General features: G+C 57.9%; 9 protein-coding genes. 1 reads left to right on the top strand and 8 read right to left on the bottom strand.

Going from position 1 to position 16824, the window contains the following annotated elements; all coding sequences use genetic code 11:
* Positions 1 to 6: 6 nt before the first annotated feature.
* The 5 genes from AC5JQH_RS19250 to AC5JQH_RS19230 all read right to left on the bottom strand — a co-directional run bounded on the left by AC5JQH_RS19250 (position 7) and on the right by AC5JQH_RS19230 (position 14758).
* Entirely contained in the window at positions 7 to 969 is a 963-nt protein-coding gene (locus tag AC5JQH_RS19250) for a hypothetical protein (protein ID WP_039881919.1), read from the bottom strand.
* Positions 966 to 3002, bottom strand: coding sequence for a hypothetical protein (locus tag AC5JQH_RS19245; RefSeq protein WP_412537408.1), 2037 nt, complete (start codon positions 3000 to 3002; stop codon positions 966 to 968). The genes AC5JQH_RS19250 and AC5JQH_RS19245 overlap by 4 nt, the downstream gene beginning before the upstream one ends.
* Before the next feature lie 57 nt (positions 3003 to 3059).
* Positions 3060 to 12887, bottom strand: coding sequence for a DUF6603 domain-containing protein (locus AC5JQH_RS19240; RefSeq protein ID WP_493805879.1), 9828 nt, complete (start codon positions 12885 to 12887; stop codon positions 3060 to 3062).
* A 1-nt stretch (position 12888) separates the two neighbouring features.
* Positions 12889 to 13485: a hypothetical protein gene (locus tag AC5JQH_RS19235; protein ID WP_008172101.1), complete on the bottom strand. Its 597-nt coding sequence runs from the start codon at positions 13483 to 13485 to the stop codon at positions 12889 to 12891.
* Positions 13486 to 13882: 397 nt separating this feature from the next.
* Positions 13883 to 14758 (bottom strand): LysR family transcriptional regulator, encoded by an 876-nt coding sequence (locus AC5JQH_RS19230; protein WP_039881921.1) that lies wholly within the window; start codon positions 14756 to 14758, stop codon positions 13883 to 13885.
* A gap of 94 nt (positions 14759 to 14852) precedes the next feature.
* Between AC5JQH_RS19230 and AC5JQH_RS19225 the strand changes: the two genes are divergently transcribed.
* A complete protein-coding gene (locus AC5JQH_RS19225; RefSeq protein WP_008172104.1) occupies positions 14853 to 15353 on the top strand; it encodes a lactoylglutathione lyase family protein in 501 nt (166 codons plus the stop codon).
* 52 nt (positions 15354 to 15405) lie between these two features.
* Here the strand turns inward: AC5JQH_RS19225 and AC5JQH_RS19220 are convergent, their stop codons facing one another.
* The 3 genes from AC5JQH_RS19220 to AC5JQH_RS19210 form a co-directional block, all read right to left on the bottom strand.
* Positions 15406 to 15942, bottom strand: coding sequence for a GNAT family N-acetyltransferase (locus AC5JQH_RS19220; protein WP_008172106.1), 537 nt, complete (start codon positions 15940 to 15942; stop codon positions 15406 to 15408).
* Between the two features lie 98 nt (positions 15943 to 16040).
* Positions 16041 to 16304, bottom strand: a complete 264-nt coding sequence (locus AC5JQH_RS19215; protein ID WP_008172108.1) for a Txe/YoeB family addiction module toxin — start codon at positions 16302 to 16304, stop codon at positions 16041 to 16043.
* Entirely contained in the window at positions 16301 to 16543 is a 243-nt protein-coding gene (locus AC5JQH_RS19210) for a type II toxin-antitoxin system Phd/YefM family antitoxin (RefSeq protein ID WP_008172109.1), read from the bottom strand. The genes AC5JQH_RS19215 and AC5JQH_RS19210 overlap by 4 nt, the downstream gene beginning before the upstream one ends.
* Positions 16544 to 16824 lie beyond the last annotated feature (281 nt).

Raw genomic sequence — 16824 nt, 5'->3', positions numbered from 1 at the left:
CGCCCCTCACAGCTTGAATGTGGCGTTAACCATGGGCTCATAAGCCACGGTCGCCCGGAACATGGCAGATATCGGTGGAACCTGAACCTCCCCAAACACCTGCCGCCATGGGAATCGAATTAACTGCAAGGCGTACTCCGCGCTATCCAGACCATCGCCCGCGCCGGTTTCATCATGCTCAGCCAGAGCCGCGGATAGCCGCCGAATATCAACAACACCGGATGACCCCACGCGAAACGGCACATCTATGTCCTCCACGTCGAGGTAGCTGAAGTCGCTCTTCCTGCGGGGAGTCAGCGTTGCTGAGCGTTGGTTACCGTTATCCTCGTGTTTGAAGCCAAACTGGACGCCCTGGCGCGGTTCCTCCAGGTGAACAACTTTGGGAACACCATCAAACAGGCAGAGCAAAACGGCGGGGGCCAACCTTTCCAGACGCAGCAGCCGGATTCGTCGGGGATCGTCCTCTTCGAACCGGGCTTCGTCGCCCTCCTCCGGGTCTACATCAAAAGCCCGAACATGCATGCCCGGCCACCCGGATACGGCGGCGGAGCGAAGCAGAAATCCGGTAATGGGACCCGTTTGCCCAGTCAGACGTGGGGCGAGCGTGCGACGACGTACGTTGCGCTCTTCGGTATCCAGTTCGGCGCGGATGGCGTTGTATTGGGCATCCAGTTGGATGCGGTCGTCACTATTCACCGTGCCAACGCTGAGCGCGCCCTGGACCAACGCATCCGTCCAACGCCGATCCATGTAAAACCAGCGAATCGATTCTTGCGGGAGTAGTTCGGAGTCCGCCACCAGATTGGCAAATGGAACCCCGTTGAGCAGCCGCAAGCTGACTAACCAGTTCCTCAGCTCCGCGGGCATCGCGGTGTTTTGGTCAATCCTGAATTCGCTGAGCGGAGCCCGTGCGGTTTTTTCCAGCTCCTGGCCGAGGTTTTCGAGGATGTCCTGGTTTTTGTTGATCATGACTCGTCCTCATCCGTGAAATCTCTGGGGCGGTCCCGCAGGATCACATCCAGATTGTCATTCAAGCCCTCTCTGATCAGGCGATCTGTGACCGGAAATGCAGGGCCGGTCAGGTGTTCGTTGATCAGTTCATTCGACAGCGTGCTGGACACCAGATCGACACGCTGCCGGTCCAGATCCGCCTCCAGGGTGTCCCGCAAATCGACTTTGCCCAGTTCACGTGTAAGCAGGTCTTCTTTGGGCACTTGGACACCCCGCAAACCCTCGAAAACTTTGTTCAGGTCGCCGACGAATAAGGCCGGCGGCAGCCCCAACCCCCGAGCAAGCACGGTGGTGGGCTGACCATTGAATTCCAGAGGCCGTCCCGGTCCGACTTGGGGCATTGGATTTCCCAGAAACTTTTCAGGGGTTCTCACAACAGCATCGGCAAAGAAACGCCCTGAAAGCCGGCCCAGATGGCGGATGTCGATTTGATCAATGCTTGCCCCGAGCACCTCCTCCCAGAGAGTTCTGTTTTTTATGAGCAGGGACTTCAGTCGGGCAGCGTGATAGTCGTTTTGTCGCCACCGCATCAACGAAGCGATGATGGACGGTTGAGACAGTGTGAGAAGACGGCCCGTTTCAAAGGCAGTGGCCAGTGACAGATCTTCCCGGCCATCCGGTATAACCACTCGGAGCTGATCTGAACTATGTGCCAGTTTCAGTCGATCAGCACTGGAATTTCGGGTGGGATGCGGCACCAGCGGTCCTCTGTACCAGGACCGTACCTTGTCACCCTCACGGGTTTGGTGGCCCAGACCGACATGCCCACTTTCGGCAACCTCCAGAGGCAGGCGGCCACTCACGGATTTCTGACCTGGCCCAACATCGCCAAGCAGACGGGAGTCCAGGTTTTCCATCAATGATCGGAAGGTGGTGTCGCCGGTCGTGGTGAAACTCCAGTGCAGTAAAACCGGGAACCGATATTCGGGGTCCAAAGGCAGGGCCTCGAAGGTTTGAATCACCCGAAAGGGCTCGGCCATATTGAGAGCAATGTCTGCCGAAGTGGAGCCTTTGGACTTTTTGATGGCCCAGGTACCGGAGCCGGAATATGGGACCGCGCCGGCCGTTGCCGCAGCGCCGGACTTGAATTGTGTCGACCGGGAGCCTTTGACGCCCGGCGCCAGAGGCACCGGCTGAGTCAGATTCTGAAGGTCACCGGCATTGATTCCCGCGGCCCGTGGAGCCAGAGCCGTGCCCATCACCTGATGGTCGTCGTAACTGGCCATACTCTGGTGAACGGTACTCTTGACCATGAAAGGTGTAACGAACGACGGCACCGGATCCGGGGACCGGTCCAACAGCACATCGTATTGGCCCTCAAGATTCACCAGGCAGGCCAGATACTTCACCGGGGCATCATTGCCGTCTTCGTCCTTACCCGGCACAGGCAGTCGGTTGCTGATGACAACGGCAAGAAACCCGTCATCATCACCCATCATCAGTTCGGTATCGTGGATGTCTACTTCCCGGGCATGAGCCAGCAGGTCCACGTCGTTTTTGGTGGGAAAAACCTTATCGATGATTGATTTTCTGATGGCCAGACAGTTGCCCTTGGCGACTTCTTTTAATCCGTCGAGTTCAACGCCCTCGGTTACGCAATTCGCGACATCAACGCCGGTTTCCAGCCTGGCTTCCCCTTCGGCGATGAGCACAAGTGCCAACCAGGGTGTATTGGCGGGTGCACCGTCAAGGCGGCGCTCCCATGGCAGAGTCCGCCTTTTGATGACCACCTGTGGCAGGCGGCTGCCATAGCTACCAAAAGAATTGGCCGGTGGATAGGTCGACAGAATCTGATCAGGCGGCAGAATGTAGCGCGGCGACCGAATCCTGAGGTGGATATTCTCCTCGTCCACCTTCAGCGCACCGGCATCCAGACTTGCCTCCGGCGTTTGCGCTGAGAATTTCTGGTTGGCCCTTATTCGCCACAGTCCGGCCTCCAGAGGCGGATTCAGCTTGGCATAGAGCTTGAATTTTCCTTCACCAACAGGCATCGCTTGCTTCCTTCTTGCTATCCTCTTTCGCCGGTCCCTGCGTGGATCTGCACGGCGTTACTCGTCCTGTGCCGGCACCCATTCGATCTCACAGTTGCTGCCGCCAACGGCACGCAGCCTTGAAACCGTTGCGGGCAATCCCTTTTCCGCAATCAATTCGGCCATCGCCTCAGCCGACGCGACCGCCCCAACCATTCCCGCAATTTCACGGGCGCCGCCCTGCAGGGCCCGAACGGAAACACCGGAATGACCGGCAAGGGCATTGATTTCAAAGAGCAGCACCGAGCGCGCCCCTGCCTGAACAACCACCGGCTGAACCGGCTGGCTGAGGTGCCGTGCACCGTGCAGCTCTATTTCCACATCACTGGCAGACCGACCCTCACCGGCTTTCAGAATCACACCAACACAGGTAACTGTGTTTGCGAACCGCGTGGACACGGCAGCCGCACCACGCACCACATTCTGGGCCAGATGCCATCCCACGGAGGCTTTTCCGGCTGTGCCGTTCAGCGACAGAACGCATCCGGCCCCGAGCGCTGATCGACCGGTCAGGCGAACCAGTCTGGACTGGTCATGCCAGCCCACAATTCTCAGACCGGTGGGGCGACCATCGCCTCCACCACTGGCCTGCACGGCAATTGTCGCAGTGTGTTTCGGAACGGCGATCTGACGATCCTGAACCTGCTCATCGGCAGCCACGGCACCGTTGCCCAATAACATGACCACTCGTGCCGCGCCGGTGATCTTGAGTTCAGGCCGGGTATCCTCCCCATCAATTGCGGCATCCGGAGATCGCATGGTGACGATATCGCCGGGGCGCAGTTTGCTACCTGGCGCCTGTGGAACCGGTCCAGCGTCTTTCCCGAGGCCCTTCACATAGGCGGCCCCCGCACCCGAGCCAACCCGGCCGCCGAGATATGTCTGGCTGGCGCTGGTAACGCTGGTGCGAGGTACAGAGCCGCGAACAACGACCGTCAGATCGTTGAAGCTGGACGGAGCATGGGTTGTGTTCAGTTTGATCGGCAAACTGCGGCCCAGTCGGCCGCGAACAGATTCCGTGGACGGTGCCGGGCGGCGCTTGATGCGTTTGTCCGCAACGGTTGTGGTCGCATCCCGCAGGGCCACGCCTGCCCCGCTGCTCATGAATCCGGTCACGAACGGCTTCGTTGGTTTGATGACCCGGGGGCTCTCATCCAGAGACATGAAGGCGGTCGAACCGTTGCTGGCATTCGAGGCCTCCAGGCCATCCATCAGTGTGCCAAACATGGGTGGCGCGGTGCGGGAGTTCTCGTAGATAGCCTGCGCTTTGGCGCTGCGCTGCCCTGTGGCCAGAAGCCCCTCGGGTAACGCGCCGGTGCCGTCCGCAAACAGATACTTCCGGGCTTCAATAAAGGCTTCATCAATGCTCGCGCTCTCGGCAACAACTCCCAAAGCGGTGGCCCGGTTCAGGTTGTCGGCCCGCAACGTACCGGCGGCAGACAACGGCAGTGGTCGCCGGCCTGCTTCAACCCGGTAGTAATCGATTTCCGGGCCGGTTTGCGAACTCATGTCCGCCTCGGCAACCATCTTTAACCGGCTGCCGGCGAAAATAACGTCGCCTTTCGGAATGGGACTGGAAGGTTGCTCGGGATCTTCTGGCGGCCCCCAAACACCGATCGGGAAGGCTTCCAGGCCATAGGTAGGGCCTTCCTCGGCAGTCTTTTCGTCCTTCATGCCCTCCACCAGGGGGCGCAGGTCCGAGGTGCGGTCCGTCCAGGTGTTTCCAACCCTGCGCTCAAGGCGAATTTCCAACTCGCCCTTCAACCCGGCGGCGTTCATGGGGCTCAACCCCATCGCTACCGCGGCGCCACTCGGCAATTTGGGCGTAATGTCCTTGTCGATGGCCGGGTTGTTGAAGTCAAACCGGGTGACCGGGCCGGTTGCGACAACCGATACTTCGAACTCCGCGAAGACTTCGAAGGGCCGCTCATAACTACCGTCACTGGAGGGTGCCGAGGTTTCACCCTCCGTGGAAGCGGGCAAAGCCCCCTTACCCGCTGCCCCCGAGAGCGTCCGCGCCCGGCCGGGCGAGGTTTCTTCCAGATACTTGGGTACGAACTCATCCCAACCCACGAATATGCCGCGAATCTCGCGGGAACTGCCGAACTTCACCTTGATGTCGCAAGGACCTACTTCGATGGTCGCCTTGCCCCGGAAATCAGGCCCCTCGACCTCAATACGTGCACCAAGGCTGATGCTGATTCGAATGGTGCCCAGGAAGGTTTTTATCTTCACACCGGCGGAAATGCGGGCGTAGGCGTCCGCCATGAAGTAAAACGGATCGAAATAGACAATGGCATTCGCACCAAAGGCAATGCGGGCCCAGGCGAAGCCAAAGTCGGCACTGACCTCTACTTCAACCCCTGCCATCAAGGCTTCCGATGTGAGGGCAAAGTAAGAACCACCCTTGATCACAATGGCGTTGGACACCCGCCATTGCAGGCCTAACCTGGCGACAATCGGATACCCGTCACGCTGAAAGCTGGGATGATAGCCGCCCAATGTCAGAACGAACTGGCCGGCATTGGGGCCGAGCCACCAGGTAGCAAAAGCGAAGCCCCCTGTAAGGCGGACCTCGGGGTACAGCAGCCAGCTATTGTCGGTAAGCTGCGCCTGAATCAGGAACAGCCCCTCCGAGGACGAGAACCGGGCAAGCAGCCCCAATTCAATGGATACCAGTGCGGCCTGGGGCCTGGGCAAAGCCATTCGAGCCAGGCCAAATAGATTGAGTTCCAACCCGTTGCCGACGGAAACCGACAACACGGCGACACCATCCACCAGAGAAAAGCTGGTAAAACTGATGCCGGCGGCAAACCAGAAGTTACCCGGCTCCGGAGGGAAGTACTCGGCAAGCTTTCGCAACTCCTCCAATGGATCGGAGGAGACGCTTGCCGCGGGATCCAGAGCCTTGATGAAGGGGTATTCGCCAAACTTTGACAGATCATCCGGAACGCGTAGCCCCCGCTTGATGCCGAGACCGCCCCCAATGCCGGTCAGGAAGAAAGCGGGAGGGCCACCAATGGGGCCTTGAATGGCACCAAACACAAAGAACGAGGGCAGCCCTTTGTCGTCGCTGTATCCGCCGAACAGGGAGAGTCCATACACCCCGAAACGACCCATCAGCATTCCGACGTAGCCGATCTGTCCGTCCAGGTCTGTTTTCAGAAGACCACCGGCGATAGACAGACCACTGAAGTCCCCGGAAACACCCAGGCCCTTCAGATCGACCGCCCAGTTGGTCAACTCGAAGACGTCCCCGCCGAGCCAGTGCAGGCCAAGCTCCTCAACCGATGCCGTTAGCCCGAACAGTGAGACGCGCGCATCGAACAGCAGCGAAATCCCGGTAACGGAACCATCAACTTCGGTGACATCAAAACCAAATTGCTCCAGGTAAAGCGGGCCCAATTGTCTCTGGATCGCCAGCCACCAGGGGCCCGGTGGATCCCCTGCCCTTAATGAAATGCCGAGATCGCCCCCCGGGTTCTTCTGAATCGCCAACGCCGGGCTGAAGGCAGGACGGGCCGAGGGCGACGCATCATTTCCGGCGTCGCTCATGATGTTGTTGGCAACCGCATTGTCGCCGCCGGCCGCCGAGGGCACGATGGCCAGCCCATCAAGCTGAACCTGAACGCCGCCGCCTAACCCTGCCGGCACCGCCTCGCCGTATAAATGAACGCCGATGGCGTCGATACTCATAATACCCAGGTTCAGCAAAGGCCCTGCGTTTTTGCCAACGCGAACGCCCAGACCAGCGATGGAGAACCCCGCATTCAGTTGAAAATCGCTTCCGACCTTTTCAACGAGCAAGATCGACAAACCCGGTGCGATTCCGGGCGACGTCACCCAGTTGGCAACCACTTCGAGATCCACCGTCGGGTCGCTACCACCGAGCGAAATACGCTCGCCCGGGGGCAAAGACACGAAGATGCCTGCAAGATCGCCGTTGCGGGTGAAGCCGACATCCACTTTGCCATCAATGGTAATTTTCAGGTTGTGGTCGGCCAGGTTGAAGCCGAGCTGGAACAGACGCTTCAACAACGCTTCCGGGTCGACGATGTCGTCAAACAGGGTGGGATCCAGGGTTGGTGTGCCACCGGTGAACAGAACATCCTGCAGTGCATCAACCGCATCCGTTCCCAATGTACCAAGTGCTTCCAACGTGACACCTGCGGCCATGGAAACAGCCTGGGACAGGAGCGCCAGGGCCACAGCTGCGGGCTCGTTGTCTTCTGTTTCACCGGACGGTGACTCTTCAACAACAACCACCCGCGGCGGCGTCTGATTCAACGCCCACCGGAACTGAACGGACTGGTCGCCCGTGCCATCAGTGACGAGACCAAGGGCGGCCATTCGGGAGAAACCGGTGCCGGACACGCCGGCTTCAATTTTCGCTACAGGGCGAAGAATCAAACCATTGCCAACGTCGAATCCGCTTGCCACATAGGAAACAGCAACGGCGACGCCGCTCGCGCTGAGTCGCACCCGGTCGAATCCGACCGTTCCGACATCCGCTATCGAAAGAGCCGCGGCCAGTTCAATGGCAGGGCCCGTGGGGCTGGCATCCAGAGTGATCTCCACAGGATCCGTGCTACCCAGTGACAGTCGACAGATTCCCGTCGCAGGCGTCGATGTCGAAACGACAGTACCCGCAGGGTCGAGAGCATTGGCCAACTGCGAAATTGCGGTAACAACCAGATTGGGCAGGCGGGATAAAAGTACCCCGGCGGGGTCTGCGGCAAAGGTCTGAATTCTGGCGTCGGCAAACTGATTGGATTCCAGAAGATCCAATGCGCTACCCAACTCAAACACTGCCGTAGCCACATTTTTTTGCAGCGACGGCGTCGGGTTGGCCCTTTCGGCAATCAATGCGTTAAGCGCGACCGGGATGGCCATACCTGCTCCAGTCGCCAGAAGTGATCCCAGGCCCGGTCCCGAAGGGTAAATCTGCATGGGCGCTGCAGGGGCAGCCCGCAAGAGGTCGATGCGAATGTCTGGCGATAGGGAGATAGCAACGCCCTTCCCATCAAAGGTCGCCGAACTGGAAACGAGGGTGCTAATCGAGCCGTTGGTGGCTATGGACAGGCCGCCGCCCAGGCTGATGATGACCGGAGTCGCGCCCAATGAATGACTTGTTTCGATGGCGACGGCTACATTCAGTCGTTCTGAGGCCACCCCGTAGGTTACGGACACCTCATTACTGAAATCGAATCCGCCTCCGGTGAAGCCGGGTATCAACAACTGGCCGAGCGCATCGAACGCCTGAATCGCCTGGCCAAACGGGTCGGCCTTCCAGGGTGCAGCGCCTGTCTTCAGCCAACCCACCGGGTCCATAAACAACGCCCAGGGCAGCAACACCCTACGTGAGGGCAGTTCAGAAGGCGGCGCCAGCAAATCCAGGCCATCCATTATCACCTCAATGGCGACCCTCGCATCGTCAGAAGCGGTTTCGCGGAGGTGATCAACCAATCCCGCCAGAAGCGTTGACGGGATGAACCCCGCTCCCAGTTTCGCCAGGGCGGCCTGCTCGGAAGTGCTTAGCGATGACAGAAGATTGATTGACGTCGCGGACAATGAACCAGGAGTTTGCCAGGCAATAGTCAGGGCGGGTGAAACTCCACCCGTTGCTGCACTGGCTACAAGCCGAAGACCACCCACATCCGGCTCGATTGCGCCGATGGAGCCGGAGATGGAGGCCGAGGATGCCGAAGCAAATAGCGTCAGGCCCAGTGGAACAAGGTCTGCCGCCACATGGTTTACGTCCAGAGCAAAGGCGCGGGAGTTCAGATCGACGGCAATGGTTGCCGCATCGAGTGCCCAGGATATCTCGGCGCCTGCGCCACCAAATCCGCCAAGCGCCCTTAGTGCGCCGGCAAGGCTGGCCGGAGATGCATCTACCGCCGCGTTGATTGCGGCACTGGCATCCAGAATAAGCTGATCAAAACCTTCCGGATCATAACCACCTCCGGCAACCAGCCCGATGTCGGCAAGCAGTTGGCTGAGATCCGGAGATGCCGCAGCCAAGCGCCCCACAACTTCGGCCAGAATCAAATGAACCTCAGACGTGGGCAAGCTCGGCGAGGCTACACCAGCCCCGCTTTCAATCACCCACTGGTCCCGCCGCACCCCGAAGCAGTTGGCCTCGTGCAGAACTATCCGGGCGCCAGATACCCGCGTGCTACCGGCCAAGGGCAGGTACAACCGGGCAGATACCCAGCGCACCTCAATGTCGTTCTGGCCGGCGCCCGGGCCACCAACAAGCCAACCATCCTGAACGCCGAAATGCAGATCCAGGATGACCTGCCTGTCTGTTTGCACCTCAAAGCCATCGCCACCGGGGCCTCGATCGCAGGTCGCCAGTTCCAGGATGGCCCCCGCCCCGAGGAAGACGCCGCCGAGATTGGCATCAATAACTGGCAGATCCACACCGGCGTGCAGTTTGGTTGGTGGCGTTGCCGGAGGCTCATAGGTTTCGTGGCGGTAGGCAATGGCACCGGCAACGGTTGCAGCAAGACCGGCTTCCAGGGCTTCGGCGTCAAGGGCACCGAATACCGCGTCTACCGGAAGGCCTGACCGGATCGCTTGCTGGTCCGCCCGCAAAAGCTCATCAAGGCTGTCGGGTGTTAAACCGGCGGCCCGGGACGCCCGCTCAAGAACATAGCCAAACTGCAAGAGGGCGTTGGATTCTCCGGCAATCTCCTCTTCGTTAATCGTCTCGGGCTCTGGTCGCTGGAGCTGCAAGAGGAGCCGCAACGCGTCGCCGCTCAACCCCGACAACAAGCCATTCAGGGAAACCGGCGCCCAGGGCGCGCCTACCGTTGCCACCCGATCAATCGAAGTAATCGTACTTGCCGCCTTGATGGCAGCCGCCCCGGCGGAACCGAAGGCAACAACCGTTATGGGCGTGGCCCGATCCTGCAACACCTCGATCAGGCGCTGGCATTGCTCGTCTATGGCACCACGATCAGGTCTCGCTGCCGCGGCTGTTGTTGGATTCGGCAGGCAGATGGACCAGTGTCCGTTGGCGGACGCCGGAACGCCGGGTCCGCTGACCTCTCCCCGAACATCCAGGCTGTCGCTTCCGAAACAGGTACTCCAGAGGTCCTCACAGCCCACGTAAACCACAGAGTCAGGTGCGCTTCCGAAGGCTTCCTGCGGCAACAGGTTGATGGCACCGAATGCCACCAGTTCACGATAGCTCAAGCCTCCAATGTCGATGCCATTCACACCGGTTGGCAGCGAGGCTGGGCGGCCGATCAGGCCGTCGGTACCGGTGAAGCGATCAATTAACGCCTGAAACCCCTCGTCCAGGCGGTTCCGGCCCGTCATCAGATCGGCGAGCTCCGGAAGCTCCGTACCTGCCGCCCGAATCGCTTCTGCAATGGAGGCCAACTCCGTCGGCTCGCTGGAATCGAAATTGCCAGCTGGAGGTTGATACCGCCCGCGGTGGATGTCGCAGCCAGGGTCCAGCCACACCGCAACGCCCGGCGCCCTGGAGTCTGCGGCAATGGCGGCTCGATACGGCGTGCGTTCATTGCCATTGCCCAGCGGTGCCCACTGGCGGAAGCCGCTGAAAAGGTATGAGAGCGGGCTCATCGCCACCCGAACATTGCTGCAATTCAGTACCAGATCACCCATCCAGGATTTCAGAGCAGCTTCCGGGTCGCTCAAAAGCTGCTCAATGGATAGACGAGCTCCCTCGCCATTCCAGCCAATCAGGTCCGTAAGCGCGGTGATAATCGGCGAGCCCAGTCGCCGAAGCAACGCGGCCACCGCGTTTTCGATGCCCCCCCAATCCGCGCTAAAGCGGACCGTGCCATCGCTGCTGAACTCAGGCAGCGGCAACGGAACTTCGATGGTTGAACTGTCGGATGCATCGACGGCTTCAACTTCGACTGACAGGTCTGGCGCATCCACACGCACGGCAAAGCCCGTTGAAGCCCCCCAAACCACCGAGGCACCGATCGACCGGGCCGAGACATCAACCTGCCCCATATCCAGCCTGAGATCAGATCCATCGGCTTCCCGCAGCCGGGTGCCAGCGTTAATTCGGCTCAGGAACTCCGCACTCGGCGCCGAAAAATTCAGCCGCAACAACCTTGCGCTGACAAAAACGTCTGATCGCTTGTCGTCCAGAACAGTGTTTTCGAGGCGAGCTTCCAAATCAAAATTGATCCAATCACCGTCGATCGAAACCTCAAGCGCTACAGGGTCCAGATCAATGCTCCAGGGATCCGCTGCCGTCCCGGCGCCCGAAACACTGGTTGAGTTACCGGTGATGAGTTCCTGGGTTGACGTTAAAACAACCGCCATGGCTGCCGGCGAGGCAACGAGTGAATTCCAGTAGGCGGCCGTTTTACCCAGAGGGTCGGTCAGGAGTTCGATCGCCGAAGGGCCGGAGATACCGGTGGGCGGATCAAGCCCCAGCAGTTGGGAACAGATCTCGCCGGGGCGACCCAGAGTGGCCAATGCCGAAACCAAAGCACCGTCGACCAGGCTCTCGGCGGCGTCCAGCGCGGCATCGGGAGACGACAGATCCAATAGCTCATGATTGGTGCCGCCGAGCGTGACGTTGTGAGCCGTCAATGCAAAAGCCGGTTTTCCGCCGGTCAGAGTAATACCGGTTTTGATTGATCCAATTGCCGGGTCGCCCGCAAGCAGTGGCGACCCCATGCCCGCTACCTGCCCAAATACAGCAAGAAGCGACAAATTCGGCACGGCTTTGATACTGCCATCCAGGGTTGCCAGCGTAAGCAGGTCCACCTGCGCCTTCACTTCCGCCCCGGCCTGAGGTCTGAGCGAACCTTCCAGCCAGGGCGTGATGATCAATCCCCCGGCAGCTGACGACGCCACACGTAAACCAACGGCTCCGGCCAATGATCCGTCACTGAACTCAATGGCGCTTCGGCCAGAATTGACAGTACCGCCCAGCAGCGTGGCCCACTGGCCGAGCCAGGCATTGCGAGCGGGTGCGGAAGAAAGGATGGATTCAATCCAGCCGGTCAGCGCAGACACGCCATTTGTAATCAGTGACTCCAGCGGAAATGGTGGAATATTCGGAACAGATCTTAATCCCGCCAAACCGGTGAGCGCCGCAAACGGAGCGGTCGCCGCATTGGTGGTATCGAGCGCCTCGGCCTGGGCCTGAATCAGGCCCGTCATGAATTCCAGAAAATCGGAGCCCAGCTCGTTAATGTTATCCACGGTGAGCTCAAAATCCCTGGGCGCATTGGTGCCAGGGAGCTGAAGCCGTTCAAAACCGAGACTGAATTCCAGATCATCAGAGGGGCTGGTTGGAACGTCCACACCCACGGATACGGCGCCAATGTATAGGTCCCCTGGCGCAGGGGCATCGTTGGAAATAATGACTTTGATGGCTAATTCGATGTGCGCGTCGTCCCGACCCAACACCAGCCAATCGGGTTGCGCCCCGGAAATGTCCAGCGCTCCAGCGCCTTCCCGTTCGAACTGGAATACCGGAACATAGGCACTTACAGAGATTGCGGGCACTGAGCTAGCGCTGTCGTATTCGATGCCAAATCCGACTCTGGCGCCGTTGTCGGCCTCCTCCACCACTACGAAAACAGTCGCACCGGAGTCGCTGAAAAGCGGGACCCAGATAGCGCCCCCTTGCTCTTCCCTGTCCGGTGCTCCCAGCACGTCATCAACAAAAGCGATCAATGCCTCTCGCTGCTCGTCGAGGTACATCATCGAACTGAGGCCGCGCTTGCTACCGTTGGGATTGCCTAACGGGTCCTGGAACCAGTCACCCTGTAGTTCACCGTCTCGGGTCAGGCCAACTGCTTCCGCCAGTGTGCCAAAAACGTCCAGATTCTGGTCAGCACCCATGTCAGACTCCCGGCATCAGTGAAAACCGGGCAACAGGTTGCACCAGCATTTTGTTCGGAGCAGCGGCGATCGCGCCAGGAACCAGCGGCAAACCACGCTTGTCGTTGCCAACCTCGGCGCAGAACACGGAAGCGACTTCCAGCACGGACTCCCAGGCGAACGCCTGAATCGCGTCCCGCCAGGCCAATATAAGTTCTTCCGGGCCCTCGAGGTCTTCGAACGTGGACATAACAAGGCCGCTTGGCGACTGTTTGGTGCCAACGCCAATCGGTACCGGAATACTGAGCTTTCCATGCTCTTCGCATTCCGCGCTCACCGTTACCGTGATAACGCCGCTGGAGAATTGAATACGGGTTTGGTCACTGTGGATGAGCAGCTCGCTGTCGCCTTTGGTCCAGACAACCAGGGGTGTGCTGTTTCGCGGCAAATCGAGAACCAGTCGAACCACTTCCGAAAGCACACGCTGGGCGTCTTTACCGGGAACAGTCAGCAGGTCTGGTGACAGGTCACCGACATCAAGCAGAACATCAGCATCGATGCGGTTTAGCCAATCGAATTGGGAGAAGTCGACGGTGATAAAGCGGGCGAAATTTGCCATAGCGATCCCTCGCAGCGAATGTCTTGCGCAGGTTTCGAGACCGGCAGGAAAAACATCCTTCTTTCCCGTGGTAGCCGGACTGCAGCATCAAAACCCTGTTGCGTAGATTCAGGCCATAGGCCCCGGAAACAGCAAACAGCGTCATGAATTCAAGCTATGACATAAGGGAGTATAGGCAGGGTGAAGGAGGGTGCAAAAAAATTGGATAAATTTTAATCAAATGAGCCGATTAATCATACATATCATGAGTATCGGATCATGATTAACGGGCTTTCAAGGCCCCGGAATACCCGCTTCGGCGTTGGTCAAGAAAGGTCGCAGGTACGTCAAATCAGGCATGCGCCTTCCAAAATAATGTGAAAATCTGGTGACTGCGCAGAGTCATTCAAAACCTGCCTCAACCATTCAGCCACCGCTTGGCCTCAGCTATCACAGTATTCATTCTCGCCTGAAGTGATCGATTCCGGGGAACGCTGAGATACAACGTTTCGCTGACCGGGTGAGAGAGACGATGAGCTTTGATGCCCTCAGACTTTTCAAAGGCCTCAACGGCATGTGCTGGTAAAACAGCAAAGCCCAGCCCCAGGCTGACCGGCTCCAGGATCAAACCGATCTGGTTCGAGAACCCCTTTCTGGGAAACAGGCTACTGTGCTGAAACTCGGTGTAATTGGCACCAAGAAGCAAGCCGGCGTGATGACTTCCATCAGGGTGGTCGATAAACCCGAGGGTCATCAACGTCTCCCAATCCGGTTCTTCGACCGTAGCAGGTGTTACCAACAGCAGTGATTCTTGCGCGATGGGCGTACAACTCACTTCCGCCAGGGTAGATTTTGCCGTCATGAATCCGATATCAACAGTGGATTCGGCGATTGCCTTTTCCACATCAGGATTCGGCGCAAACCGGTAATCAATAATGAGCTTCGGGTGCTTGCTCTGCAGCGACAACAAATGAGGATACAGCTTCAGCCCCACACTTCCCGGAGACATAAGCCGCACAGTTCCCTCATAGGGCGGGTCCTCACCAACTGTTTGCTCAAGATTCGACAACGCCAGGAGAATGTCCTGCGCCTCGGCATAAAGCTTTTCGCCGGCACCCGAAAGCGAAAATTGTTTCCCCTGTCTGACGAGCAATTCCGTACCAAGCTGCTCCTCAAGCTTACGCACATGCTGACTTACCCCCGATTGTGTCATGTGGAGACGTTCGGCTGTGCGGGTGAAATGTCCCACTTCAACCAGCGTGCAAAACGAGCGTAACCAGGTGGTATTTATCATTACTTTTCGTAATCTTTTAAAGAATAAATGATAATTTTAACTGATAAACACCAGCATGTAACCTGCTCTCAGTCTCACTAAAGGAGGACAGGCAATGAGCAACGTGTACCCAAGAAATTTCTCGCACATCGGCATATCCGTGCCGGACCTTGAGCAAGCCGTGAAGTTCTACACAGAGGTTATGGGTTGGTATTTGATTATGGAACCAACCGAGATCGAAGAGGACGAAAGCGCCATTGGGGAGATGTGCACCGATGTTTTCGGTGCCGGCTGGGGAAGCTTCCGTATTGCTCATTTATCGACGGGCGACAGAATCGGTGTGGAGCTTTTTCAATTTAAAAACCAGACCAACCCGGAAGACAATTTCGAGTACTGGAAAACCGGCATCTTTCACTTTTGTGTGCAAGACCCGAACGTCGAGGAATTGGCTGACCGTATTTTGGCTGCTGGCGGGAAAAAACGCATGGAGAAGCCGCGCTACTATTATCCCGGCGAGAAGCCCTACCGGATGATCTATATGGAAGACCCGTTTGGCAACATTTTAGAGATCTATAGCCACAGCTATGAGTTGATATACAGCGAGGGTGCCTACTGATAAAGGCCAGAACAGTTCAAGGGGGCTTTCCGAGGCGGAGAGCCTCCTGGATTTACCAATACTGAGGATCGTTGAATGCCTCAACGCAACACGCCTGCCCCAGTGGGAGTTTAATACTGCCGCCATCCAACGACTGCCCCAGCCACCCCTCTGGATGGGTTAATTTAAATGGCGCTTCCGCAACCTCTTGAGGTACGTGTTCGAAACCCGCTTTTGAATAGTAGTTCGGATCACCATAGGTGAAAATGAGTTCGACACCCCGTTCACGCAAGTGCTCAATGCCAAAATTAATCAGTTTTTGACCAACGCCTTTCCCCTGATGGTCCGTATCAACGGCTACCGGTGACAACATAAAAGCGTTTACGCGGGAACCGAACGACAATCTCGTGAAAAAGATACACCCGACTATCTGCCCTTGCTCGGTAGCGATGAACCCGAACATGTCATCGGTTTCGGTCCCGTTCATCAACTCATGCACCAGATGGCCAATCAGCTTTTCCTCGGACTCACCTTCCGAATCAGAGAATGTCCGGGTAAACAGGACCTCGATTTCCTGACGATCAGACTCGCTAGACTTCGAGAATTTCATGGCTTGAAAACCCTATTGAGTTCCTTGAAGAACAGGCCGTTTTTATACATAACGGGAAGCAGTGGAAAAATTGTCCGGCGACAGCGGCTGGCTATGGATTATTCGTAGTGGCTCCAGAGCCTGAGGACTTTCACCACTTGCTCGTCCTCTAGCACTTGGTAGACCAGACGGTGCTGAATATTGATTCGGCGTGAATAGGCTCCCGAAAGATCACCTATGAGCTTCTCAAGCGGAGGGGGCTTGCGGTATGGATCTTCTGCTATAAGCGCCAACACTTCCTGGGCTTTTGGTTTGAGACCGCTGAAGGCCAGCTTTTTTGCATCTTTCTGGGCTTGCTTGGTGTAAACCAACTTCCATGTCACCAGTCCAGCTCCTCATCGCATTCATCCTCGGGGGTATCCATCCCCTCACGAATAGACTCCCGCATACCAGGCACGGAGAGCAGGTAAAGCGTTTCCTGAATTGCAGACCAGTCTTCCTCGGAAACCAGGACGGCTTTGTTCCGCTTACCCATGATGACGATTGGTTGGTGGGACTCGGCGGTCTCGTCGATCAACCGATATAGGTTGCTGCGCGCCTCAGTTGCTGTGATTCCGGTCATGACGCACCTCTTGCGTGTTCAACTTTTCACCAAGTGTACGCTTTTGGGTACGTACGTCAAGACGAACGTCATCTATAATCGGGATAGGGAGGCACCTCACGATGCCCCTCCTCCCACATCACCGGGCATACGGATCACGTACCACGGCGATTCAGTGACTTGACTCAACCCGTTACCGCACTGCCAGTTCCGGCAGTCCATAGCTCCGAAACAACCGGGCCGGTAAGGCTTGCCGCAGTGCTGCATATTCCGGCCCATCGTGACCGCTCATTCCGTTTTAT

Source organism: Marinobacter sp. H13 (assembly GCF_059072335.1).
This window is presented reverse-complemented; position numbering and strand designations above follow the sequence as displayed.

Excerpts from the sequence above, each read along its gene's own strand:
- AC5JQH_RS19245 (WP_412537408.1), bottom strand. The coding sequence starts at position 3,002 with ATGCCTGTTGGTGAAGGAAAATTCAAGCTCTATGCCAAGCTGAATCCG.
- AC5JQH_RS19220 (WP_008172106.1), bottom strand. The coding sequence starts at position 15,942 with ATGAAATTCTCGAAGTCTAGCGAGTCTGATCGTCAGGAAATCGAGGTC.
- AC5JQH_RS19230 (WP_039881921.1), bottom strand. The coding sequence starts at position 14,758 with ATGATAAATACCACCTGGTTACGCTCGTTTTGCACGCTGGTTGAAGTG.
- AC5JQH_RS19225 (WP_008172104.1), top strand. The coding sequence starts at position 14,853 with ATGAGCAACGTGTACCCAAGAAATTTCTCGCACATCGGCATATCCGTG.
- AC5JQH_RS19235 (WP_008172101.1), bottom strand. The coding sequence starts at position 13,485 with ATGGCAAATTTCGCCCGCTTTATCACCGTCGACTTCTCCCAATTCGAT.
- AC5JQH_RS19210 (WP_008172109.1), bottom strand. The coding sequence starts at position 16,543 with ATGACCGGAATCACAGCAACTGAGGCGCGCAGCAACCTATATCGGTTG.
- AC5JQH_RS19250 (WP_039881919.1), bottom strand. The coding sequence starts at position 969 with ATGATCAACAAAAACCAGGACATCCTCGAAAACCTCGGCCAGGAGCTG.
- AC5JQH_RS19240 (WP_493805879.1), bottom strand. The coding sequence starts at position 12,887 with ATGGGTGCTGACCAGAATCTGGACGTTTTTGGCACACTGGCGGAAGCA.